Annotated in this window: 21 protein-coding genes; all 21 read right to left on the bottom strand. The window is 54.0% G+C overall.

What is annotated here, in order from left to right:
- Positions 1 to 36: 36 nt before the first annotated feature.
- Positions 37 to 1,794: an adenosylcobalamin-dependent ribonucleoside-diphosphate reductase gene (locus ABFB09_RS01820; RefSeq protein WP_346999451.1), complete on the bottom strand. Its 1,758-nt coding sequence runs from the start codon at positions 1,792 to 1,794 to the stop codon at positions 37 to 39.
- Positions 1,795 to 1,798: 4 nt separating this feature from the next.
- Positions 1,799 to 2,542 (bottom strand): radical SAM protein, encoded by a 744-nt coding sequence (locus tag ABFB09_RS01815; protein ID WP_346999450.1) that lies wholly within the window; start codon positions 2,540 to 2,542, stop codon positions 1,799 to 1,801.
- Positions 2,542 to 3,255: a precorrin-6y C5,15-methyltransferase (decarboxylating) subunit CbiE gene (gene cbiE, locus ABFB09_RS01810; RefSeq protein ID WP_346999449.1), complete on the bottom strand. Its 714-nt coding sequence runs from the start codon at positions 3,253 to 3,255 to the stop codon at positions 2,542 to 2,544. The genes ABFB09_RS01815 and cbiE overlap by 1 nt, the downstream gene beginning before the upstream one ends.
- A gap of 20 nt (positions 3,256 to 3,275) precedes the next feature.
- A complete protein-coding gene (locus tag ABFB09_RS01805) occupies positions 3,276 to 4,025 on the bottom strand; it encodes a radical SAM protein (protein ID WP_346999445.1) in 750 nt (249 codons plus the stop codon).
- Between the two features lie 5 nt (positions 4,026 to 4,030).
- Positions 4,031 to 4,768 (bottom strand): diphthine--ammonia ligase, encoded by a 738-nt coding sequence (locus ABFB09_RS01800; protein WP_346999444.1) that lies wholly within the window; start codon positions 4,766 to 4,768, stop codon positions 4,031 to 4,033.
- A gap of 265 nt (positions 4,769 to 5,033) precedes the next feature.
- Complete coding sequence (locus ABFB09_RS01795; protein ID WP_346999443.1) at positions 5,034 to 5,780, bottom strand: radical SAM protein; 747 nt, start codon at positions 5,778 to 5,780, stop codon at positions 5,034 to 5,036.
- Positions 5,781 to 5,839: 59 nt separating this feature from the next.
- Positions 5,840 to 6,625, bottom strand: a complete 786-nt coding sequence (locus ABFB09_RS01790; RefSeq protein WP_346999442.1) for a radical SAM protein — start codon at positions 6,623 to 6,625, stop codon at positions 5,840 to 5,842.
- Between the two features lies 1 nt (position 6,626).
- Positions 6,627 to 7,373, bottom strand: coding sequence for a radical SAM protein (locus ABFB09_RS01785; protein WP_346999441.1), 747 nt, complete (start codon positions 7,371 to 7,373; stop codon positions 6,627 to 6,629).
- A 70-nt stretch (positions 7,374 to 7,443) separates the two neighbouring features.
- Positions 7,444 to 8,163: a radical SAM protein gene (locus tag ABFB09_RS01780; RefSeq protein WP_346999439.1), complete on the bottom strand. Its 720-nt coding sequence runs from the start codon at positions 8,161 to 8,163 to the stop codon at positions 7,444 to 7,446.
- Between the two features lie 282 nt (positions 8,164 to 8,445).
- On the bottom strand, positions 8,446 to 8,718 hold the full coding sequence (locus tag ABFB09_RS01775) for a dehalogenase (protein WP_346999437.1): 273 nt from the start codon (positions 8,716 to 8,718) through the stop codon (positions 8,446 to 8,448).
- 48 nt (positions 8,719 to 8,766) lie between these two features.
- Positions 8,767 to 10,323 (bottom strand): reductive dehalogenase, encoded by a 1,557-nt coding sequence (locus tag ABFB09_RS01770; RefSeq protein WP_346999436.1) that lies wholly within the window; start codon positions 10,321 to 10,323, stop codon positions 8,767 to 8,769.
- A 551-nt stretch (positions 10,324 to 10,874) separates the two neighbouring features.
- Positions 10,875 to 11,147 (bottom strand): LPXTG cell wall anchor domain-containing protein, encoded by a 273-nt coding sequence (locus ABFB09_RS01765; protein ID WP_346999434.1) that lies wholly within the window; start codon positions 11,145 to 11,147, stop codon positions 10,875 to 10,877.
- 45 nt (positions 11,148 to 11,192) lie between these two features.
- Positions 11,193 to 12,743 (bottom strand): reductive dehalogenase, encoded by a 1,551-nt coding sequence (locus ABFB09_RS01760; protein ID WP_346999432.1) that lies wholly within the window; start codon positions 12,741 to 12,743, stop codon positions 11,193 to 11,195.
- Between the two features lie 480 nt (positions 12,744 to 13,223).
- A complete protein-coding gene (locus ABFB09_RS01755; RefSeq protein ID WP_346999430.1) occupies positions 13,224 to 13,973 on the bottom strand; it encodes a response regulator transcription factor in 750 nt (249 codons plus the stop codon).
- Positions 13,966 to 14,355, bottom strand: a complete 390-nt coding sequence (locus ABFB09_RS01750; RefSeq protein WP_346999428.1) for a hypothetical protein — start codon at positions 14,353 to 14,355, stop codon at positions 13,966 to 13,968. The genes ABFB09_RS01755 and ABFB09_RS01750 overlap by 8 nt, the downstream gene beginning before the upstream one ends.
- Positions 14,356 to 14,651: 296 nt before the next feature.
- Positions 14,652 to 15,542, bottom strand: coding sequence for a PIG-L family deacetylase (locus tag ABFB09_RS01745; RefSeq protein WP_346999427.1), 891 nt, complete (start codon positions 15,540 to 15,542; stop codon positions 14,652 to 14,654).
- 4 nt (positions 15,543 to 15,546) lie between these two features.
- Complete coding sequence (locus ABFB09_RS01740) at positions 15,547 to 16,965, bottom strand: acetyl-CoA carboxylase biotin carboxylase subunit (protein ID WP_346999426.1); 1,419 nt, start codon at positions 16,963 to 16,965, stop codon at positions 15,547 to 15,549.
- A 153-nt stretch (positions 16,966 to 17,118) separates the two neighbouring features.
- Entirely contained in the window at positions 17,119 to 17,970 is an 852-nt protein-coding gene (locus tag ABFB09_RS01735) for a formate dehydrogenase accessory protein FdhE (protein ID WP_346999424.1), read from the bottom strand.
- Positions 17,970 to 19,133: an NrfD/PsrC family molybdoenzyme membrane anchor subunit gene (gene nrfD / locus ABFB09_RS01730; RefSeq protein ID WP_346999422.1), complete on the bottom strand. Its 1,164-nt coding sequence runs from the start codon at positions 19,131 to 19,133 to the stop codon at positions 17,970 to 17,972. Before nrfD ends, ABFB09_RS01735 begins: the two co-directional genes overlap by 1 nt.
- Position 19,134: 1 nt before the next feature.
- The gene (locus ABFB09_RS01725) at positions 19,135 to 19,968 is read right to left on the bottom strand and encodes a 4Fe-4S dicluster domain-containing protein (RefSeq protein ID WP_346999421.1); all 834 of its coding nucleotides are present in this window, start codon (positions 19,966 to 19,968) and stop codon (positions 19,135 to 19,137) included.
- Positions 19,969 to 19,971: 3 nt separating this feature from the next.
- Positions 19,972 to 23,058 (bottom strand): formate dehydrogenase-N subunit alpha, encoded by a 3,087-nt coding sequence (gene fdnG / locus ABFB09_RS01720; protein ID WP_346999420.1) that lies wholly within the window; start codon positions 23,056 to 23,058, stop codon positions 19,972 to 19,974.
- Between the last annotated feature and the right edge of the window lie 189 nt (positions 23,059 to 23,247).

The following is a 23,247-nucleotide window of genomic DNA, read 5'->3' as shown; positions in this document are numbered from 1 at the left end:
CGATATCACAAAGAATCCGTTCGGTATTATCCGTTTTTATTTGAGATCGCCGTTGAAATAACCTTCAATGACGTCGAGGCAGGCATCCCCGGTACAAAGCACCTGGACATCCCGGCTGGTATCTCTGTAGGCTGTTATTCCCTTGATTCCAAGTTCATGTGCTTTTAAAAATAGGTTAGCGATATCGTCAACAGTGGCTTCTTTCGGGAAATTGACTGTCTGAGATACCGCGTTATCCGTATAACGCTGGAAAATGGATTGCATGCGGATGCACCACTCCGGTTCGATATCTTTCGCGGTTGCCAAAATTCTCCGGTGGGGTTGGGGAATTTCCAGGCAATCTTGCGGGCTTTCTCCGGCTAACAATTTTTCCACCAGTCCGCGGCTGAAAAAACCGTGTTCCCGTGCCGTTCTTTCAAATTGCTCATTAATATCCAGCAGCCGCTCGCCATCGAGTATATTACGTACCATCACCAGTGAGTAGATGGGGTGAATGCCGCTGGAGGTATTGGCGATGATGCTGGTCGTGCCGGTATTGGTGAAGGTCACGCACGAGGCGTTTCGTATCGGCTTGCCTTCCGCGTGATCGTAGATACTGCCCGGAAACGCGGGAAATGCGCCGCGTTCTTGGGCCAGTTGCTCGCTTGAACGGCGCACGGTGTCAGAGAAGAATCGCATCAGTTGATCCGCTACTGACAATGCCTCCTCTGAATTGTATGGGATGCCGAGCTGCATGAGCATCTCCGCAAAGCCCATGAAGCCGAGGCCGATTTTTCGGGTCGCAAGCGCCGCATTTTCAACCTGGGAGAATGGAAAACGATTCACGTCCAACGCGTCATCGAGAAATCGAACCGCTTTCGGAATGATCCCGGCAAGCCGGTCGAAATCCACCGCCGGTCCGTTCTGGTCGCGTTTTACCATGAGTGACAGGTTAATCGTCCCCAGGGTGGCGGATTCGTATGGCAGCAGGAGTTGACCGCCGCAGGGGTCTGTCGTATCGAAAGCTCCCAGGTGAGGTGTAGGATTGCTCTCCTTTATCCGGTCGATAAATATTATTCCCGGGTCCCCGGTCGACCATGCTCCCTGGGCGATCGTGGTAAAAACCTCTCTTGCCGATAATTCGCCGGTAACGGCGCCGTTGCGCGGATTTACCAGGCTGAAGTTATCGCCCCGCCTGACCTTTTCGATAAAATCGTCCGTAATAGAAATATTCGTCGCAAAATTGGCCGAACACGAACCGTCACTCTTGGCCTTGATGAAATTCATAATGTCGGGATGGGTTACCGGTAGACTTGCGGCATTACACCCGCACCTGACGCCAGCCTGCCGAATATAATTGGCCGATTCGGAAAAAACGTTGATTAACTTGACCGGTCCCCCGGCGGCAGGCCGATACCCCGCGACAAAGTCCCCCTCGGGGCGGATCGATGAAAAAGAGTATCCCGTTCCTCCGCCGTATTGCTGGATCAACATCGCTTCCCTGACAGTCCTTGAGATTCCGTCTATGGAATCTTCGACCGGCAGCACAAAACAGGATGATAGTAATCCCAGTTCCTGTCCTGCGTTCAGCAGGGTCGGCGAATTCGGCAGAAACTCCAGCCGGGTCATCATCTGGTAGAATTCTTCGTCCCAGGATGAGGCGGCATCGGGTGAACCGTATTTTAATTCCGCGGATGCTACCGTTTTTGAGACCCGGCGGAACATATCCTCAGGTTCTTCGATGAGGCGTCCGGTTTCGTCCCGTTTCAGATACCTTTTTTGCAGGGTGATTCGCGCATTACGGCTTAGCTTCATCTAGTTAAAAAATCCTCACAGGTTTCCAGCTTGAGCTCTTCATGTCCGATGTTATCGTGGTCACGTTTCTCAGATGTAATCGTGCCCTGATCGCGGCTTTCTCGACTTGATCCTTACCGGCTGGTTTCCAGGGAGCGCCTGGCACAGCAAAATAAGAGGTTACCCGAAATGGTACATCCGCGTCTATGCCAGCCAGGTATCGGGCCAGGTCTTCGATTTCCTTTTCTTCGACTAAACCAGGTATATAGGCTATTTCCGCTTGAACTGGCGCTCCGGACGCGTATAATTTTTTGAAATTAGTCAGGATCTGTGCGTTTGAACCCCCGGTGTATTGCTTGTGCACGTCGTCATTGAATGCCTTGAAACTGAAAACAACTTCATCGACATGAGTAAGGTCGGCCATTTTCAATCCATTGGTGAGTAATATGATCCGGCTTTTTGTCGTCTCGTGAATCGCGGCTGCCAATAGGGGCAGTTCGGCGTCTAAGACGGCTTCCTGGCCCATAAAGATGGTATATTCGGGATTGATCGATTTGATATGGTTTAATACCTCATCAAATTTCAAAAATCGTGTTGGGGGAGATGCTTCGGGTAAAGATAGCAGGCGTTCGAGCGGGTTTTCGGTCAAACCAAGATCAAAAACATCATAGTTTTTGTAGCAGCCGCGGCATTTCAGGTTGCATCCCCAGAAATGCAGGTCAAGAATCTTATATTGAGGCTCGTATGTGATATGAAATACGTTCATCATTATGTTCTTTGCCGGGTTACGGGGGCTGTTGCCTTGATGATCATCATTGACATCCAATGGTAGCTGGTCGCAGCGGCGCTTTCAAGGTCCGTCGTTGTGATGACCTCTTCGTCCGTCCCGATTTGTTCTCCGATTATGGCCCGGGCATCCCGTGGTAACCCGTTGGCGATAAGAAAAGCGGCCGTCTGCCCCAGGGTCTGTTCCAGGTCGCTCATGATTATCAGGTGATAGGATGAATCAAAAGCGCCGAGCATGCGCCGGCGTTTGTTGTTAAGGTCTTCTTCGTCGATGTTGCCCTGGGCGTCAGGAGCATAGACAACCAGTAAAGAGTCTTCTAATGAGATTTTAGCTGCCGCGGCGGCAAGCTGAAAACTGCTGATGGCGGGTATTATTTCCAGCTTGAAGCCGGAGAAAGGTCTTTTGAAACTGTCCAAACCGGCAGAGTAAGTCAGCGGGTCATCGGCAACCAGAACGGCGACGTTGGTGGTCAGGGAGCGGGCTGTTTCAGATGCTGACGACAGAGCGTTCTGGTAATCGGCGCAAGTTTGCTCGATAACCATTTTGCCTTCAATAAGGGGGCGTACCGTGTTAAGCGCTTGTGCCCAGCCCACCACCACACCACAGGAATCGATGATCTTTTCGGCTTTGGGCGTCAGAAATTGTTTTCCTCCCGGCCCGATACCAATTATGAACGCTGTAAGAAGACCTGGCATGTCAAATTATGTGCAGGAGTCTAGAAGACACGTTCCACGTCGTGCACGATCTCCTGATCTGTCCCCTGGCAATTGGAAACGTGCGTTAGATATTTCCTGACCCGCTGCGCTGCCTCCTCCACTTCCCACGGTTCAGTCTTCCGCCATGGATTATCCCCGGCAGGGAAATACGGTAGAACAAAAAATGGAATGTCTTTGTTGACGCTTGCGATAAAAAGCGCGATTTTTTCGATCTCTTCGGCTTCAACCAGTCCGGGTATCAAAATTGATGCCGCGGTAAGTTTTTTCCCGGATGCGGCATACTTGATGAAATTCTCTTTCACCGGACCTACCGGCCGCCCTGTATAACGCAGGTGCAGGTCCTCTGAAATAGCTTTAATTCCGACCTCGATGGTGTCGATATCGTCGATTGACGCCATGTCATAACCGTTGGTGTACAATACATTTTCGGTGTGGAATTTCTCGTGGATAACCTTTGTTATGGTGCCAAAATGGGGGTCGACAGAAGCTTCCTCACCGGTAAAGAATACCCGCTCAAGCTCAAGTCCCGAGAGATATTCTATGACCTCTTCCAGGTCAAGCATTCGTTCCGGTTTTTTCCTGCTGTCGACTATGCGTTGGGAACCTTCCAACCGGTTCTCTTTGAGCAGGTGGTCGTAAACGCCTTCCTTGCACAGGCACCCCAGGCAGATCATATTACAGCCCCAGAACCGGAGGGAGGCGCTGCGAGTGTCCGGGGTGTAGGTAATATGATAGATATTGGTTTTCATGTCTGCTAGAGTTTTGAACTTACCAGGTCGGTTTTTTCGGCCAGACCGCAACGCTTGATATCCAGGTACCAGAACGGGCATTTGGTAGGCTTGCCGTCGAGGAGTCCGTACTCTTTGAAGATGACCTCGGATTCAAGTATCTCCATCCGTTTTTTGAACAGTGGGCCGTCGACGGTCAGGGTGTGATAAAGTCCGACTTTGCCGCCGGATGAATTGCTGTGGAGAGACTTCAGCTCAGCCAGCATTTTATGATCCATGATCTTGCCGATCCAGTTGTCGTCGAGCTGGCAGTTATCGGCCGCGATAATCATGGCTTTGAAGCCGGAATCGATGAGGTCGGTGATGAGAGATGTTCTATCCTCGTTCCAGAGGGGTAAGATGACCTCCATGTCGGCGGCCTTACACACGTGCTGAACCCATTCCAGATGTTCATCCATGTCCGGGTTGCCCAGGCTGACATCGCCGAAAACGCCGCCGGTGATGCCTTCTTTTCTAAACTCTTTCAGCATCTTGATGTAGGTTTCGGTGTAAGTGCTGCTTTGCGTCCAGGCGACCTTCAGGGGAATATCCATGGCTTTGGCCTGGCATTCCAGGACGTCCGCGGTCAGGTGGTGCGGATACATGCGGCCCAGTTCGATAGTGGCCATGGTGGCGAGCCGCCGAACATTATGGCCTTCTTTCATGGCGCGATAACATGACAGAGTACAGTCCTTACCGCCACTCCATGAAACGAATACATCCATAACAGCCTCTTTTGTATTAATGAAGCGGTGATTACCAACCGCAACTAATTACCTGTAAAGTAGGCAGGTCCTGCAAATTACTACCGAAAGGGGGGTTGGTGGTAATCGGCAGGAACTGCCTGTTAAACCTGCTCGTCAGGGGTGAAAAAGAACATTGATACTTGTTGGTCTTTTTTACCTTTTATCGAATAAAGAATAACATTCTTTATTACTGGTGTCAATCTAGGATAATTCTTTTAGGTAATGCTCTGTGAAATCTGTCGCGTTAAAAGACCCTCACCACCTCATACTTCAACTCTTCGTCGCCGTAGACCGAATAGACATTGGTGAGATGTTTTTTTGCCAGGCTCGCCGCTTTGTCTATTTCCTCGCGGGTAGGCCGCCGCCACGGGTTATCCCCGGATTTGAAGTAAGGCAGTAATACGAAAAAGATGTCTTTATCGACACTGGCGATGAACTCAGCGATGCGTTCGATCTCTTCGGCATCGATGTATTCAGGGATCAGGACCGACTCGACCACCAGGTCAACGCCTGACTTATAGAGTTTGACGAAGTTCTCTAACACCTTATTATTTGATTCCCCTGTGTAGTCAATATTCAGACTATCGGTAACGGCTTTTATCCCGACCTCGACTTTGTCCGTATCCTCGAGCGGGGGCATTTCAAAGAGATTCGTGCAGACGATATTGTAGCTCCCATATTTTTCATGGAAAGTTTTAGTCAGCAGCGGGTACTGGGGATCAAGAATCGCTTCCATCCCCATCATCATCACTTTTTTGATTTCCAGTTTATCGAGTATCTGCATCAGCTCCTCGAAGTCCAAAAACCGTTCTGGAGCCTTGGCGATGCCGTTCGGTTCCTCGAGATGCGCCACCAGGTTTTCCTTTAAGGAAGGATCATCCGGGATCTTCTTACACAGGCATCCTTTGCACTTGAAATTACAGTTCCAGAAGTAGAGCGAGACTTCTTTCAGTTCCGGGGTATAGGTAATATGGTAGATATTTGTTTTCACGATGTTGATTCTCCTGGAGGTAAAAATCTCGAAACTGGCAGGGTCGGACCTTTATATTATCAGCCTTGAACGATTTTTGTAAGGGAACCAGAATCGGGGAAGATGGTGATTACCTCAAATTTAAGTTCCTCATCCCCGTAAAGAAAATTGACCTTGTTCAGGTGTTTCCTGGCGGTGCTCACCGCCTCATCCATCTCCTGATGGTCCGGCGAGCGCCACGGATTATCCCCCGCCACGCAGTAAGGGCGGATGAAGTAAGAGATGTCTTTGCTTGTATCGGCTAAGAATTTGGCGATGTTTTCGATTTCCTGGATGCCTATATAACCGGGGATGAAAGGTGTTGCCACCCCCAACTTGTTTCCTTGCTGATATACTTTGGCGAAGTTTTCCAGGATCTGTTTATTTGAATTTCCACAATAGTCTTCATGGAGACTATCCGTAACGGCATTCAGGCCAAAAACCACGATATCCGTGTCCTTGAAGTCGGAGATCTCATAAAGGTTAGTGAATACCACGTTGAAGCTTCCATATCTTTCATGGAGAGCTTTTGTTATTTCAGGAAACATGGGGTCTATGGTGGGCTCCATACCGCCCAGGGTGATTTGCTTGATATCCAGTTTATCCAGGATTTGCAGTACTTCTTCGAGTTCCAGGAATTTCTCCGGCGGTTTGGCCATGCCTTCCAGAGGTGGCTTGGTGAGATCTGTTTTCGTTTCCTTCAGGAGAAAATCCCAGGCAGTTCTCTTACAGAGACACCCTTTGCAGGTCATGTTGCATCCCCAGAAGAAGAGTTCCACCTCTTTGATTTCCGGTGTGTATGTTATATGGTAGATATTCGTCAGCATGTTAAAAAATCCTCTTCATCGCGTGCATCACTTCTTCATCCCCCCGCCAGCCCCAGACCCTGTTCAAGTGTTTTCTTGCCAGGCTGGCAGCCTGATCGATTTCATCGTGTGTCGGCCTTCGCCAGGGACTATCGCCGGCTTTGAAGTAGGCCAGTATATGGTAGGGGATATTTTTATCCAGACTGGCGAGGAACTCGGCTATGCGCTCTGTTTCTTCAGCGTCGATATATTCCGGGATGAAGATCGATGACACTGTCAGCTTCCTGCCTGATCGATACAAGGAGGTAAAATTATCGAGGACCTTTTTATTTGACTTCCCGGTGTAGTCACGGTGCACCCTGTCCGTAAAAGCCTTCAGGCCAATCTGTAATTCGTCCGTATGTTCCAGCGACGGTATTTTGTAGGCGTTGGTGCACAGGATATTACGGCTACCGAATTTCTTGTGGAGGGTTTCAGTCAATAGCGGGTATGCCGGATCGAGTGACGCCTCCTGACCTTCCAGAAGCACACGGTTAAAATCCAATCCCTCAAGGGCTTGCGCCACTTCATCGACGTCCAGGAATTTATCGGGAAACGGAGCGATTCCTTTCGGTTCTTCGTTAAAAAGATGCAGGTTCTCTTTAAGCAGATAATTGCGGATCTCTTTGTGGCACAGGCACCCTTTGCATTTGAAATTGCAGCCCCAGAAGAATATCGAGACTTCTTTGATTGCCTGGGTGTATCCTATATGATAGATGTTTGTCTTCATGGTTTAATAATTCTGAAAAATAGACTTGATACTGGCATTCGCCGGGTGCGCGATAAACGCGGCAAAGGTTCTAGTGGGTTCGGCTTTCAACGATCTTCTGAAAAGTGGCGGCGTCAGGGACGATGGTGTCTACCTGAAAATCCAGCTCTTCATCTCCATAATAATACCGGACATTGGTGAGATACTTTTTAGCTAACTCGCCCGCCTGATCCATCTCTTCGTGGGTAGGCCGCCGCCAGGGATTATCTCCGGCCTTGTAATAGGGGAATATAACATATGAGATGTTTTTGTCGATACCGGCAATGAATTTGGCGATTCGTTCCGTCTCCTCGAGACCGATGTAATCGGGAATGAACGGGGACGTGACCTCCAGCCTTTTACCTGATTCGTAAACCTTGACCAGGTTTTCCAGGATATTCTTGTTAGAGATGCCGGTGTATTCCTTGTGGAGGCTGTCTGTTATAGCGTTGATGCCGGCGACCACCATGTCGGTATGTTCGAGTGAAGGCAACTCACAGATATTGGTGGCAACTACGATACGGCATCCGATTCTCTGGTGTATGGCCTCGGTCAGTTGGAGGTATTGCGGGTCGATGGTTGGCTCCATCCCCTCCAATCTAACCAGGGCTACGTCCAACGTGCTCAGTATTTGCATCACCTCTTCCAGATTCAAAAATCGTTCCGGAGGCGCTGCAGGTTCTTTCGGGGGGTCATTCAGATGCGTAAGCAGGTTTTCCTTTAAGAGTGAATCCCATATCTCTCTCTTGCACAAACAACCCTTGCATTCCATGTTGCAGCCCCAGAAATGAAGGCAAACGAATTTAAATCCCGGAGTGTATGAAATATGATAAATATTTGTTTTCACGTTGTTAATCATAAGCTAATATTTGTTATTAATGATACAATTTCGCCTTGACAGTGTCAATCTGAGTTCCCGTTCGGGGATTAATATTTTTACTTGGATAACTGGATCATCAAGAACTGGAGGATTTGCTGCGTAGCGGTGGAGAGTTCGAAATAAAAAACTGGGGAGGTCTTAAAGGCCTCCCCAGTTTGCCAGATTGCCTTTGGACTAGGCGGTCTTGTTCCTGCGGCTGACCAGGAGGCCGGATACAGCCAGGAGGATAAGAGCCGGGATGCCCATGAGCAGGAGGGCCGTGGTGGCGGCGGAAGACTCGAATTCGGAGGTGAAGCCGAAGTAGTTCTGGATGCCGAAGAGGAGAAGGGCCACGCCGATAACGGCGAGGAGCGCCTCATACCAGGCGAACTTGAAACCCTTGCCACGCAGCCAGAAGGCGAGAGCGGTAAGACCGGTACCGATGATAAGAGCAGCGATAAACCACATACTAAGTTACCTCTTTTAAACTTATTTATTTCCCTCTTGAGGGAGTCCTTACATCTTCCATTGACCCTTGGTGGCGCGGATGTGGGTGGGTGAACCGTGGGCTGGGAGTTGCATATCCCACCACTCATCCGGGCGCAGGGCAGCCTGGCCGGTACCAAAGACGTCAGCCATGCTGGCGAAGAAGCTGTTGAAGATACCGGTGTGAGCGGCGGTGGTGCGGATGAGTTCGTGAGCCATGGCCGCTCTGTCCTCACCGAATGGGCAGACCCCGAAGCAGGACCGGCCACCGCCGGCATCGCCCAGGACATCCTTGGGGGCGCAGCCGTCGAACTCGGAAGTGTAGTTTCGACAGCCGACGATATTGCTCCAGAACAGTTTCGGGCCGGGATTCTTGTAAAGGGTCTTCTTGCCTTCAGTCAGCGGGATCTCCCAGGTGGGTTCTTTGTCGGTGGAGATGGAGTTGGAAGGGCACTGGTGGGCACAGATGGCGCAGCCGTGGCAGAAGCGCCACATGCCGGCATCGATGGGTTTGGTGGGAGCCAGCACCAGGTCAGTGAGCAGGGTCAGCGGGTTATAGTTGGGGCCGACCTCGAAGCTCAGGGCGTAGTTGTTCTGGCGGGCTTGTTCGCCGACGCCAGTCAGGCAGGTGGCAACGCCGGCGGTTACCGGCATACTCTGATGACCGGAGTTACCGAACATCTGGTAATCACCCAGCGAGCGGAGGAACTTAGACAGGCGGGATTCGATGATGCCGTGGAAGTTATCTGGGATGGTGGCGTTGGTATTGGCGATAATTGCATTGGTCTTGCGGGCTTCGGGTGTCTGCGGGCAACCGAACAAGATCATGGAGAGGGGTTTGGTGGGGATGGCGCACTTGTAGCCGCCGGCGGAAGTCTTTTCGCGGTAGGCTTTGGGCACATCTTCGTAAACGTAGCGTTCCCAGGCTTCAGGATTCTGCAGCTTGGGATCGTCCCAGTTGGTGCTGCCGTTACCGGTGCTGGTGTATTCCATGACCAGTTTGTTGCGATAGGTGTTGTTCAACTCGGCGAAGCCGACCAAGGCCATGCCGTAATAGCGGATAGCGGCCATCACCAGGCGGGAGGCCTCTTCCGGGGTGCCGGTCCAGTTGGGTTTGCCCATTTCGGCCGGGGTCGGCGCTTTTTTCAGTTCGGTTTCTTCGAGACCGGCATGGGTCCAAGCAGGGTGTGAGCCGCCGGCGCTTCTGCCATTCTGCAGAGCCCGCCATTTGAGGTCGTAACCAGGTTCGTCATCAGCATAGCGCTTGTCTCTTCGGGCGCTGCCTTTCGCCGACCTGTCGGCGGTTCCGGCGAAAGAGGGATAGAAGGAGCGGGTGGGTTGACCCTGGACGTTGTAGCGGTTGTCGGCGCGTTTCAGGACATCCCAATCCACTTCGGTGGTGGGGTTCATGAGTTCGCGTTCCTTGACATACCAAGGCAGCGAGTTGGTGGAAGTTGGTGATGCCATGAGCTCATCGAGGTCATGGACGGCGGGGGCGACCGCGGCGGGGGCGCCGAGGCCGGCGCCGGTCAGGCCGAGGGCGGTCATGAATTCTCTGCGGCTAACTGTTGAATGAAACTTGGTCATTTCTTCTCCCTTTCTTTGATTTGGACTTTACCGGTCTTTTCCGATCGTCATCCGGTCTTTCCCGAAGGCCAAAGACATGGATAGCCTCCTTAATCGACATTAGCTGATTAATTGGCGTTATAACGGTGATAGCTGGCGCCTCGTTATAGACATTGTTAATATTCTAAACCTTCAACCGGCATAAAACATCGTCCTAAAGTACTAGAAGACCTAAGCATTATGGATGATAACTTTAGTATGAAAAAAGTAAGACGAAAGTATGAATAGCCAATATAAATTGGTCTGATGCAGCAGAATTGGGACGTTTGAATGAAGTCACGATTATTCGGGTACTATTAACGATCCTCTGAATAAATCCGTTTTTATTCCAGACGCAGTCCCTTGGACTGTCTTTCTGAGCGTCAACGAAGAATCTCAAAGGTTCTTATTCCGAAAAACCTGGAGTATTTCAGAGGTTTCTTTAAGGATAGTTTATTTTAAGCAAAAAGATCAGGGGGGAGGCCTACAGGCCTCCCCCCTGATCAGGTTGTTCCTGTGATTACTCTTTTAGGCTAGGCAGTCTTGTTCCTGCGGCTGATCAGCAGGCCGGATACAGCCAGGAGGATAAGAGCCGGGATGCCCATGAGCAGGAGGGCCGTGGTGGCGGCATCGGACTCGAACTCGGACGTGAATCCGAAGTAGTTCTGGATGCCGAAGAGGAGCAGGGCCACGCCGATAACGGCGATGAGGGCCTCATACCAGGCGAACTTGAAACCCTTGCCACGCAGCCAGAAGGCGAGAGCGGTAAGGCCGGTACCGACGATAAGAGCAGCGATAAACCACATACTAAGTTACCTCTTTAAACTTATTTATTTCCCTTGCGGGGAACCTTACATCTTCCACTGACCCTTGGTTGCCTGGATGTGGGTCGGGAAGCCGAAAGCCGGCAGACCCATATCCCACCACTCATCCGGGCGCAGGGCGGTCTGGCCGGTACCGAAGACGTCCGCCATGCTGGCCATGAAACCATTGAGTAGCGTTGTGGTGGCCATTGCTGTCCGGATCACGTTGTGTCCCATCGCCATGCGGTCGCCGCCGAAGGGGCAGACGGAGAAGCAAGACCGGCCGCCGCCGTAGTCATTGGGGCGGACCAGTTTCGGGGCGCAGCCGTCGAATTGGGAGGTGTAGTTGCGGCAGCCGATCATATCGGTCCACAACATCTTGGCGCCCGGAACTTTAGTCACGTTGGGCAGTCCTTCGATGGGCGGGATTTCCCAGGTGGGTTCTTTGGCGGTCGAGATAGAATTGGAAGGGCACTGATCGGCGCAGATGCCGCAAGACAGGCAGAACTTCCACATGCCGGCGTCGATGGGATTGGTCGGGGCCAGTGGGAAGTTGGTCATCATGTTGGCGGAGTTGTGGTTGGGGCCCAGGTCGATGTCGTTGGAGTACAGCTGCTGGCGGGAGACCTCGCCACCGCCGGTCAGCACGATGCCGAGCTCTGAGCTGACGACGAAGCTCTGGTCGCCGGTCAAGCCGTATACCTGAAAGCCACCCAGGGCGTTCAGGAACCTGGCCAGGCGGACCTTGATGTTCTCATGCCATTTGCTGATAGTGGGGTTATTGCCATTGGCCAGGATGCCGTTGGTGCCGCGCAGTTCCGGGGTCTGGGAGGTAGCCCAGGAGATGAAGTAGGTCCCGGTGGCGGGGCTGATCATGTGGGTGCCACCGGCGTCCTTCGTTTCGTAAGCCCGGCCGTCCGGTGTATTAGCAAACTCGTACCACTGAGCCCTGGCCGGATCCGGCAGGGCAGGATAGACGGCGTTGTTGCCGGAGCTGGTACAGAGGCGGGCGAGCTTGGTCTGATATTTGGTGTCGAACTCATCGAAACCGACTATGGAGGCGCCGAAGAACCTCATGGCGGCCATCAACAGACGGGAATTTTCTTCCGGGGAACCGTTCCATTTAGGCAGGCCGAGGTCCTCGTTGGAAGAACCGGCCTCTTCATGATCGGTGAAACCGGCGAAACCGTAGGAGGGAGCTTCGCTACTGTCGCTCTTGGCAGCGTTCAGGGCGCGCCATTTATGATCATAGCCGGGCAGATTCTGTGCGTAGCGCTCGTTCCGTCTGGCGGTGCCGCTGGCAGCGCGGTCAGCAGTGCCGGCGTTGGACGGATAATGCGATTTGGCATAGGTGCTCTGGGCGTTGAAGCGGTTGTCCCAGCGCTTCAACAGGTCCCAGTCGGTCTCGGTGGTGGTATCCAGATGTTCGCGCTCTTTGACGTACCAGGGATAATTCTTGAGCGAGGTCGGCGCCGACATCAGCTCGTCAACATCGTGAATGGCCGGCGCCAGGGCCGCGGCAGCGCCGAGTCCGGCGCCGGTCAGGCCGAGGGCCTTCATGAATTCTCTTCTGCTTACTGTTGAATGAAAACCAGACATTCTTTACTCCTTACTTAGATTTATGATGGTGTCGGTCTTTCCCGGTGCCATCCGGTCTCTTCCGGATGTCAATTGCATTCCTGCCTTCCTTCCTTTGAATGTCACCAGTGATGACGCAGGCAAAAAGGTGACTGGTAACTTTTCTTTATACTGTTATAGTATATACTAGTTTAAGGTGGATGTATATACGCCATTATACGTATATAATATTAGAGAATAATAACCCCTATAATTTATATCCCTAACAACGATTCCGGTCGTCAACACTACAGTGGATTATTGTGGTTGTCGTTGGGACGGACGGGAACAACAGACACTGGGTCTCGATAGGTTCTGACGTTCGGATGGTTCTAAGATTTTGACTGCATTGTGGATGGGAAGATAAAAAGAGAATCCGTGGAGGCTTGTAGGTGCCCCTCTGATCCGGTTGTCCTTGGGATTATCGGTTAGGTGTCCGGTTCCTGCGGCTGAAATTATGAGTTAGCTTTCGTTGAGTTGTGTCACTTTGAGGGCTATCTGGGTGCGGTTGGATACGTTCAGCTTCTGCATTATCTTGGTAACATAACCCTTGACCGATGACTCGGAAACACCCAGTTTGAGCGCAATATCCTTGTTGGTGCGTCCTTCTACGATCAAATTAAGTGTACTTAACTCTTTGGACGTTAATTGCTGGTTTATAACTTCCGCGTTGGAAAGCTTTTCCCCGGTCTCAGGATTGGTGAGCACGCTGTTAGGAAGTTGGAGCAGTCTGATGGCTTTTCTGAGTAATTGTTTATCCCATACACCACCCCCGCAGGCGATAGAGCGAATAGCGTTGGCGATGAGCGATTTTGAACTCTTTCGTGTGATGAATCCCGCTATCTCATACTGCATGGCGTGCACTAAACCGAATTCATCGCCGCGGTTAGTCAGAATAATGACTTCCGTATTCAGAGTGTTTTTCATGATAGCCTTGGCGATCTCCAGGCTATCCACGCTGTTGAGCTCACTTTCCACAACCACCACATCCGGCTTGGCTTCTTCTATCAGTTGGAGAGCTCCCCAGTTCCCGTCGGCTTCTCCGACGCAAATCAAATCCGGCTCCTCCTGAAGCAGGGTTTTCAAACCGGTTCGCACGATAGGTTGATCATCGATCAGGAAAACCTTGATCTGGCCGCCACAAACATTATTGTCAGAAAGAACCAACTCCCCGACAGGGTTAGGTTCGGTATTGGAGATGGTGTTAAACATCTTCAACCTCCTTAGTCTGTTCCGTAAAGTTGCCTGCGCTGGAATCAGGGATGCTGGGCAAAGTTTTAGTCGGACATACCACGCAGGTGCAGTTACGGATACCTTGTTGAATTCTGTAGTAGTCTTTACCGCGAGTCAGGGCAAACAGTTCACCCTGAACACCGTCGCCTGAGATGATGTGCTTTTCATGATAGCGCAAGAGGAGTTGGTTGCGGCGCTGGATCAGTTGTTTGCAGGAATGGATTCTGAGCAGTTGTGATACTCTCTGGGGTGATAGTCCGAATTGTTCACCCAGTTCCCTGCAGGTCAAATCTGGATAGGAACGGGAATGGTCTAATAGCATCCAATTTCTAAAATATGTATCGGTTGTGCATAAAGCCATCCTTTGAATCTCCTTGTATTGAAGTCTTGGAAGGCGCTGCCGAAAAGCGACAACAAATCCGTTAATGTCGCTTGAGATGGGGGGTGGTAACGACAGGCTTAAGGTGCCATATTGAGAACCTCCAGCCGGATGCGGGCTAAGATTCTCAGCATGAGGTGTGGGTGTACTGTGTTAAGGTACAAAGAAATCCTATTGCCCGGATTATAACAGTTAACAATAATTGGTGCAAGGTTTTGAAATACTTATAATTGTCTATATTGGGTTGGGGAGTGAAGTAAGGTTTTTCGAAGGGATAATTAGACCCTTTCGAACAAATCCTTTTCTCGCTTATCGATCGTGGGAGGATGGGCGCGGGTGAAGGTATCGCGTCTGCCGGTGATCCGGTCGAGGATTTTTAAAAGGCCGCGCCGGGGCGGACCTCCCTCGAGTTGGCTTCGGTGGCAGGCTGAAGCCTTGTCCCGGGCTTCGAGGTCGCACTTATCGAGGCTCACGATCGCGTTTACGGGCAGGTTTTCACCTGCCAGTGCGGTCAGGTCGATGTCATTATTGCGTCCGAAGCGTTTCGGATCCTGTCCGAAGAGTGGCAGCAATCTCACCGCCGTTTTAAGGAGTTTCCGGGGGAAGACGCTGTAATAAAGCTTCATCGGTTGAAACGGTGCGCCTGATTCCGGAAACTTGCTTCCCTCGCCGGCGGCGTGAAAAGCCGCGGTAACTGCCTTGTGTATGGCGATATGGTCGGGGTGGCCGTAGTCGCCGCATGGGTCGTGAGTGAGGATGACCTGAGGGGTGACTTCACGAATGATCTTGACGATGCGTTCGGTGACTGCTTCGATTGGAGCGTTGCAGAGGGCGTCCGGATGATCATTGTCGGCGCTGCCGGCCATACCGGAGTCCCGGTAGCCCAGGTGGAAGATACCAGCCAGCCCCAGGGCCTTTCCAGCGCATTCGAGTTCCGCCCAGCGGACTTCGCCGGTGGTCGTCAGGCCGGACGTAAGGAATTGCGGGTCGATGGTGCCGGCCTCACCCCGTGTGGCGCAAGCGTAGTAGACCTTCATCCCCTTTGCGGCATAGTGCGCCAGAGTGGCGCCGGGGCCGAAACTTTCATCGTCCGGATGTGCTCCGATGTAGAGCAGGGTTTTATCCGAGATCATGCCCCGGTTCGATGATTGTTCTGTGCCGCCTGTCATTTTCCTATTTCGGCCGGACGAAGATCTGCTCCATCCGCACGTTGATGTTCTTGTCCCGCTCCCTGATACGCTGCATGTCGGCCAGGAGGGATATCTCACGGCTGATGAAGTCGGTGTCCAGGTCTCCCGCGATGAAGCGGGAATTTTCCAGTATCGCCTTATGCAGCAGGAGGTTGGTGTCCACGCCCAGGATGATATATTCGCTGAGCGCCCGCCGCATGCGCATGATGGCCTCGTTGCGGTCGCGGCCCCAGGCTACCAGCTTGCTGATCATGGGGTGGTAGCAGTCGGGGATGGTGTAACCGTTATGCACACCGGAATCCACCCGGATGCCGATACCGCCTGGCGAGCGGTAACCCGCCAGCTTGCCGGGTGAAGGCATGAAGTTCCGCAGTGGATCTTCGGCGTTGATGCGGCATTCGATAGCCCAACCGTTGGTTTTTACATCTTCCTGTTTGATGGAAAGAGATAGTCCGGTGGCGATATTGATCTGTTCCTTGACCAGGTCGATCCCGGTGATCATCTCGGTGACCGGGTGTTCCACCTGGATGCGGGCGTTGACCTCCAGGAAGTAGTAACGCCCTTCGGAATAGATGAACTCCACCGTACCGGCGCCCACATATTTGATAGCCCGTGCCAGGTTGACCGCCGCCGCGCCCATCTCCGCTCTCAACTCGGGCGTCAGCGCCGGTGACGGGGATTCCTCGATCACCTTGGAGTGGAAACGCTGGATGGAGCACTCACGCTCTCCCAGGTGGATGATATTACCCTGGTTATCGGCCAGTATCTGGAACTCGATGTGACGCGGCCGTTCAATGTATTTTTCGACATACACGCTGGCCACGCCGAAATACTTTTTCGCCATCTCCGGGGAAGAACACAGGGCGCGCTGCAGGTCGGCGTCGTTCCGGGCGATGACCATGCCGATACCGCCGCCGCCGCCAGCCGGCTTGACGATGAGTGGGTAGCCGATATCGCCGAGTTCATCCTGAAGGTGGGAGAAATCAGCGGGACATTCACCGGTGCCGGGGATCACCGGCACCCCGGCTTTGACCGCTTCCTCGCGGGCGGTGATCTTGTTGCCCGTCAGGTCGAGCACGTGGGACGGGGGACCAATGAAAAGGATCTTGGCTTTCTCACAGGCTCGGGCAAAGGCGGGGTTTTCGGATAGAAAACCGTACCCGGGGTGTATGGCTTCGGCGCCGGAGGCCCTGGCTATTTCGATGATCTTATCCATATTGAGGTAGCTCAGGGTGGCCGGCGCCGGTCCCAGCAGGTAGGCTTCATCGGCGTAGCTGGCGAAAAAGGCGTCCTGGTCAGCCTCGGAATAAACAGCCACCGTTTTGATACCGAGTTCACGGCAGGCTCGCATGACCCGAATCGCAATCTCGCCGCGGTTGGCAACCAATATCTTTGAAATCATGTTGGACGCTCTCCCTGAATGATCGTTCAGCATAATATAGCATAAAGGCGGGTGCGGCTTAAATCTGAATAGTCGGCAATTCCTGTCTTTGCCGGTAAAACAAAGAAGGCGTATCGATTCATCGATACGCCTTCTTATGACTTACAGGAGAATTTACGCGGCCCGGCTGTAGCCTTCCTTCGTGGCTGCGATATCGATCGCTGCTGTGACAACGTCCTCGATTACCGGCAGACATTCACGCAACAGCTTTCGCTCATCGGTCGCCTTGATATAAGACTTACAGGATTCGCAGGCTTCTGCCATGTGTGCCTGGTCTTCACCGAGGGTCATTATCCGCAAAGCGGTGCCCTTCAGGTTTTCGCAGACCGGGCATTTGTGGCGGGGGTAAGGCCATTGGGTGCGGCAGAGACCGCAATATAGCTTCCGATAGCCTTTATCATCATAGTAAACCGCGTACCGCGGCGGAGCGCCGCAGACGGGGCAGATGCCGCTGGTCCATTTAATCTCCCGGTCCAGGACTGCCTGGGAGTAGGGCTCGGCTTCCCGCTCGAAAAACGGCACGAAAAGGCTGTGCAGGAACAGAGCTATGGTTTCGGCGTTGAAGCCGCTGCCTTCAGCCAGGGCGTCGAGATCCAATTGGCCTCCCAGCAGATCGTCGGCCACCGCGGAGACATCGTCTCCCTGGAGCTGTGGCAGCGCCAGGATGCGATCCAGGGGGAAAGCGGCCCCGGCGGTGTTGGTGAATACCGCGGCCAGCTTCTCAGCGGCCGGCCGGAAGATGCCCCCCGGCATGACCGGGCTCTTACCGCCCATCGCCGGGACTCCCGCATTCATGTTGCTCATGGCCTCGGCGGAGACGGCAGGAGCCGGCCCGAGACTTGCTCGGACCGACTCCTGGATATCCAGTATCGAATTACTGAGGCCTGTGAGCGCGCCCGCCTGGGGTTGCTCGGTCTCGTAGCGCTTAAGCTCAGCGCGGCAGCGCTTATAGTCCAGCTTTCCCACTAGGCCGGTACAACCTCAGGATTGGTTCTGGCCACTGATTCAGGCAGGCCGGCCTTCTGCTCGGAGAAGAGCGGCAGGTATTTCGCGGCCAGACGGAAGGCGTACATCGCTCCGGCGATCAGACCCAGGGTGAAGATGAATTCCCACACCGTGGGGACATAGCTGCCGACCCGGGCCGGGGCATGCGAGATCACCAGGGTATTGATGCGGTTGAGCATTAGCCCCATGATGATCAGCCCGGAGCTCCACAAAAGGCCGGAACGGGACTCCCGGACGCCTTTCATAGCGATGAGGATGATCGGTACGATCATGCCCAGGCCGACCTCGGCCAGGAAGAGCAGACCGAATTCATCGAAGGCGAAGGCTGAGAAACTTCCTGAACGTGCCATGTCGAAGAAGCGCAAGCCTAGGTAGAAGGCCAGTATAAAGGCGGCGATAGACATGACCTTGGGCAGGAGATCCAGCCGCAGCGTCAGTTTCCAGGACTTGGCGATGATGACGCTGAAGAAGGTCAGCACTGAAAGGCCCAGCGACATGGCGGAGATAACAAAGAGGTAGCCCATGAGCGGCAGATGCCACAGTGCCTGCTGATCGGGAGTGATCAGGAACAGGGCGCCCAGTGATGACTGGTGCAGGAAGGACAGGAGGATGCCGAAGATAACCAGCGGGATAACCACGGCGTGCTGTATCTTGGCGGCGTTCTTGAGGCCGAAGCGCTCGAAGACGTTGGGGCTGAATTCGAAGTAAAGGACCGTCAGGTACATCATGACGCACCAGGCCACTTCGAACATGATGGAGGAGGGCTGCCACATCCACAGCGGATGGACGATGAGCGGGCTGCGGCCGAGATCCACGGCGATACCCAGGGCGCCGATGGTGTAGCCCAGGGTGGCGATGAGGATCGCTGGTTTGACCAGCGGCCGGAAAGCCTCGATCTTGAAGACATAAACCAGGGCGGCCAGGACGAAACCGCCGGCTGCGCTGGCGATGTAAACGCCGACGTCGAAGGCGACCCACAGGCCCCACGGCCAGTTATCGGAAAGGTTGGTGACCGCTCCGAGGCCCCAGACCAGCTTGGCCACCACGACGCCGATGGCGCCGAGACCAAGGAGGATCTGGACAACGCCCCAGAAACTAAACAGGGGTACGTTTCTGTTGTTCACGCTAATGAACGCCTCCTTTTGTTGAAGTTTTACTATCGCCGGCGCCACTGCCTTTCATGCGCATGGACCGGAAGGCGTAGGTGCCCACCAGTACGGCGCCCAGTGCCGCCACTTCGTACGGGATCTTGGACAGGAATTCCCAGGTGAAATCCGGGTAAGCTTCCGTTTCCACTTCGGGAAAGCCGATGTCCTGCGGAGATACAGCGGAGATGAACATCACCTGGGTACCGCCGACCTCATTCTCGCCGTAGATGTGATTAAAGTATTTGTCCGGACTCTTCTGAATACGGTTCTTGGCGATAGCCAGGAGTTCTTCACGCTCGCCGAAACGGATGGCGTCGGGCGGGCAGGTCTTGGCGCAGGCCGGTTCCGCGGAGGGGGTTCCGGTCGCCTGCCGATCCCAGCACAGGGTGCACTTGGCGATCTTTGGCCAGGGATCGGATTTGCCATCCTGGTCGTACCAGGTGTACTTGGGGATGTCGAACGGGCAGGCGTTCTGGCAGTAGCGGCAGCCGATGCAGCGGCCCTCTTCCCAGACAACCGGACCGTTTTCCAATTTTTGCAACGCCCCTACCGGGCATACGGATACGCAGGCTGGGTTGATGCAATGCATACATCTCTTGGAAACCATGTGCCAGCCGAGATCACCGTTCGCCTTCTCCTTCTCGAAGAATTCGACATGGACAAAGGTGTAAGCGTTGGTCTCCACCGGGTTGGTCAGAGTGGGGCTGAACACGGTTTCAACACCCGGGTTCAAGTTCCACTGTTTGCAGGCTGCCTGGCAACCCCGGCAACCGGTGCACTTGACGGTATCGATTAAAAGTCCTTTAGCCATTGTCTAGCTCCCCCTTCGGATGACCAGCGGCTCGATGGGAGTCGCCCGGCCGGTGATCTTCGGCAGGTCTCCGCTGCCTATCCGCTCAATCTGTACGAGGAAGGCTTTGGATTCCGGGATCATGGTGTTGGCGTCGCCGGCGTTGGGCGACAGGGTATTGGCGCTGGCGCCGGTGGACAGACCAGCCCAGCCCCAGTGCCATGGCATGGCTACCTGGTGGACGGTCTTGCCAGCCAGGTTGAACGGCTTGAGCCGTTTGGTGATCATGGCATTGAGCTCGATGCTGCCGCGGGCGGAGCTGAGCTTGACCATATCGCCCTGTTCGATACCCTTCTCACGAGCCAGTTCTTCACTGACTTCCACGAAGGGTTTGGGCGCCATTTCCACCAGCCACGGCAGGTTGCGGGTCATAGCGCCGGACTGCCAGTGCTCTACCAGCCGGAAGGTCGTGCAGGCGATGGGGAAGTTGGCGATCGTGCCCTTGACATCCAGGTCGCCTTCCCAGATCTTGAAGGTGGGGTTATCCGCCTGGCCACTCATGGCGTTCGCTACCGGGCTCTCCCAGGGTTCGTAGTGCTCCGGGAAGGGACCGTCTACCAGGCCGGGACCGAACACATTACCCACGCCCTCGGCCAGCATGATGAATGGCAGCCAACCACCCTGGTTGATCGGACCGGAGCCGCCATCGATGATGTCGCCTTCCCAAACCTTGGTGTCGTTGTTCCAGCGAACGACCGGCAGTCGCGGGTTCCATGGTTGACCGTCCAGGTCGACCGAAGCGCGGTTGTAGATGATGCGGCGGTTGAGCGGCCAGGACCAGGCCCACTTGGCGTTAAGGCCGATATTGAAGGGCCCGTCGGCCAGGTCGCGTCGCTCCGACAAGTTGCCCAGTGTTTCACTGTAACTGCCGGAATAGATCCAGTTACCGCAGGATGTAGTCCCGTCAGCTAGAAGACCGACGAAGTTGGCCATCAGTTTACCGGTTTTCAAGTCATAGCCGTTGTTCTCTTTGGCTACCTGCTGCGGGTCGACATGGGTGCCGTAGTTCCAATCCATATTCAGGATGGCTTCAGGGCTGGGACCGCCCTCGGCAGCATACATTTCACGCAGTTTGAGCATGAGGAGATTGATCATATCCAGGTCGGCCATGGCGTCTCCGGGCGGTTCAACCGCCTTGTAACGCCACTGCATCCAGCGGCTGGAGTTGGATACCGAGCCTTCTTTTTCCATGGACGCGGCAGCCGGCAACTGGAAGACTTCGGTGTTGATGCTGGCCGGATTGGCGCCGGGGCGTTTCCAGAAGGTGGCGGTCTCGATCTCCCAGAGGTCGGAAACCATCATCCAGTCAAGCTTTTCCAAAGCCTGGATGGTTTGAGTGTTGTTGGGACCGCACACCACCGGGTTCATACCCCAGACCATCAGGCCTTTGATCTTACCTGCGAACATATTCTTGAAGAGGGGGATCCAGGAGTGGTTGGCGCCGACATCGATCCTGGGCAGCCAGTCCATGCCGAAGTTGTTTGCCGTCGTGCCCTTCTCACCAAACCAGGTCTTGAGCATGCTGGCGATATACTTCGGCCGGTTGCTCCACCAGTTCAAACTCTTGGGATCTTTTTTAACCACTGCGGTGCGGGTGTTGTAGGCGGCCAGGTCGACATCGGTATCGACCATCATCGGCAGGTAGCCCGGCAGGATGTGGAAGAGCAGGCAGTAGTCGGTGGCGCCCTGGACGTTAGCCTCGCCGCGGAGGGCGTTGATGCCGCCGCCGGATACGCCGACGTTACCCAGCAGGAACTGCAGGATGCCATAGGCGCGGATGATTTGAGTGCCGTAGGTATGCTGAGTGGCGCCCATGGCGTACATGATGGTCATGGACTTGTCTCTGGGACCGGCGGTGGTCACTACGTCGGCGATCTCCTGGAATTTAGATTCCGGGATACCGGCAATCTCGTTGACCTTGGCCGGGGTGTAGCGTGAGTAGTGCTTTTTGAGGAGCTGGAAGACGCAGTTGGGGTCCTGAAGCGTCTTGTCCTTGATCGGCACACCGGCTGCGTCCAGTTGATACGACCAGGTGGCCTTGTTGTAGCTGCGGGTCGTCGGGTTGTAACCGCTGAACAGACCGTCCAGTTCCGCAGGCCCCTGGAACGCGGGGTTCACCAGGGTCGGGGCGTTGGTGTATTCCTTGATGTAGGTGAGGTTGTAGTTGTCCGGCCGTGCTTCGATATCCTTGATGACATGGTTGATGAGCGCGCCGATGACCGCGATGTCGGAGCCAGAGCGCATCTGGGCAAAGATATCTGCCTTGGCTGAGGAGCGGGTGAACCGGGGGTCGATGGAGATGAGCTTGGCACCCCGTTCCATAGCCCGTTCGATGTGCTTGAATGAGGCCGGATGATTTTCGGCCGGGTTGGCACCGATGACCAGGATGACATCGGAATTAGCCACATCGGTCCAGTGGTTGGTCATTGCGCCGCGTCCAAACGATTCCGCCAAACTGGCGACAGTGGAGGAATGTCAGAGGCGGGCTTGTGTCTCCATATAGACGATGCCAAGAGCCCTGAGCATCTTGACCAGCAACTGGCATTCTTCGTTATCGAAGGGTGAAGCGCCGACCATGGCCAGGGCTTCGGTGCGTTTCACCTTGTTGCCTTTGGCGTTGGTCTCGATCCAGTTCTCGTCGCGGGTCTTCTTGATCCGCTTGGCGATCTCGGTGATCGCCCAATCCCAGTCCTTCTCCACCCAGTCGGAGGCGCCCGGAGCCCTGTACTTGACCTTTTGCAGGCGGCGCGGGTTGTTGTGGAGCTGGGACATGGAAGCGCCTTTGGAGCAGGCGCCGCCCTGGTTCACCGGATGATTGGGATCGCCTTCGATGTTGACCAGGCGGCCCGCGGAATCGGTGTAACACAGGAAGCCGCATCCCGATGCGTCGTAGGGGCAGATGGTGTAGGTTTCCTTGACCCAGCGGGGGCGGTCGTCAACCGGAACGGCTGACTCGGCCAGTGGACCCCTGAAGAGACCGGTGGTGGCGAAAAGTCCGGCGACACCGCCACTGGCCTTCAGAAAGTCCCTACGAGTGACTTGAGACTTCATAAGGTACCCTCCTTTTTTTAGCCTGTTATCTATTGACTTATCAGTGACGCCGGCGTTCCGGCGGTATCTGGGTTCAGTGCGGAACCATGTATCATAAGTACTAGTCCCGACAACCACTTATCATAACACCATCTACTAATTCATGTAAATCGGGAACGTACACACCATGACCATTAAAGTCCAAAGAAC

The sequence above is a fragment of the Dehalogenimonas sp. THU2 genome (genome assembly GCF_039749495.1).
Classification (GTDB): Bacteria; Chloroflexota; Dehalococcoidia; order Dehalococcoidales; family Dehalococcoidaceae; genus Dehalogenimonas.
This window is presented reverse-complemented; position numbering and strand designations above follow the sequence as displayed.

Coding starts and splice junctions, on each gene's coding strand:
- ABFB09_RS01785 (WP_346999441.1), bottom strand. CDS start 7,373: ATGAAGACAAACATCTATCATATAGGATACACCCAGGCAATCAAAGAA.
- ABFB09_RS01760 (WP_346999432.1), bottom strand. CDS start 12,743: ATGTCTGGTTTTCATTCAACAGTAAGCAGAAGAGAATTCATGAAGGCC.
- ABFB09_RS01775 (WP_346999437.1), bottom strand. CDS start 8,718: ATGTGGTTTATCGCTGCTCTTATCATCGGTACCGGTCTTACCGCTCTC.
- cbiE (WP_346999449.1), bottom strand. CDS start 3,255: ATGCCAGGTCTTCTTACAGCGTTCATAATTGGTATCGGGCCGGGAGGA.
- ABFB09_RS01805 (WP_346999445.1), bottom strand. CDS start 4,025: ATGAAAACCAATATCTATCATATTACCTACACCCCGGACACTCGCAGC.
- ABFB09_RS01790 (WP_346999442.1), bottom strand. CDS start 6,625: ATGCTGACGAATATCTACCATATAACATACACACCGGAAATCAAAGAG.
- ABFB09_RS01800 (WP_346999444.1), bottom strand. CDS start 4,768: ATGGATGTATTCGTTTCATGGAGTGGCGGTAAGGACTGTACTCTGTCA.
- ABFB09_RS01740 (WP_346999426.1), bottom strand. CDS start 16,965: ATGATTTCAAAGATATTGGTTGCCAACCGCGGCGAGATTGCGATTCGG.
- ABFB09_RS01820 (WP_346999451.1), bottom strand. CDS start 1,794: ATGAAGCTAAGCCGTAATGCGCGAATCACCCTGCAAAAAAGGTATCTG.
- ABFB09_RS01750 (WP_346999428.1), bottom strand. CDS start 14,355: ATGGCTTTATGCACAACCGATACATATTTTAGAAATTGGATGCTATTA.
- ABFB09_RS01755 (WP_346999430.1), bottom strand. CDS start 13,973: ATGTTTAACACCATCTCCAATACCGAACCTAACCCTGTCGGGGAGTTG.
- ABFB09_RS01745 (WP_346999427.1), bottom strand. CDS start 15,542: ATGACAGGCGGCACAGAACAATCATCGAACCGGGGCATGATCTCGGAT.
- ABFB09_RS01815 (WP_346999450.1), bottom strand. CDS start 2,542: ATGATGAACGTATTTCATATCACATACGAGCCTCAATATAAGATTCTT.
- ABFB09_RS01765 (WP_346999434.1), bottom strand. CDS start 11,147: ATGTGGTTTATCGCTGCTCTTATCGTCGGTACCGGCCTTACCGCTCTC.
- ABFB09_RS01770 (WP_346999436.1), bottom strand. CDS start 10,323: ATGACCAAGTTTCATTCAACAGTTAGCCGCAGAGAATTCATGACCGCC.
- ABFB09_RS01780 (WP_346999439.1), bottom strand. CDS start 8,163: ATGGAATGCAAGGGTTGTTTGTGCAAGAGAGAGATATGGGATTCACTC.
- ABFB09_RS01725 (WP_346999421.1), bottom strand. CDS start 19,968: ATGGCTAAAGGACTTTTAATCGATACCGTCAAGTGCACCGGTTGCCGG.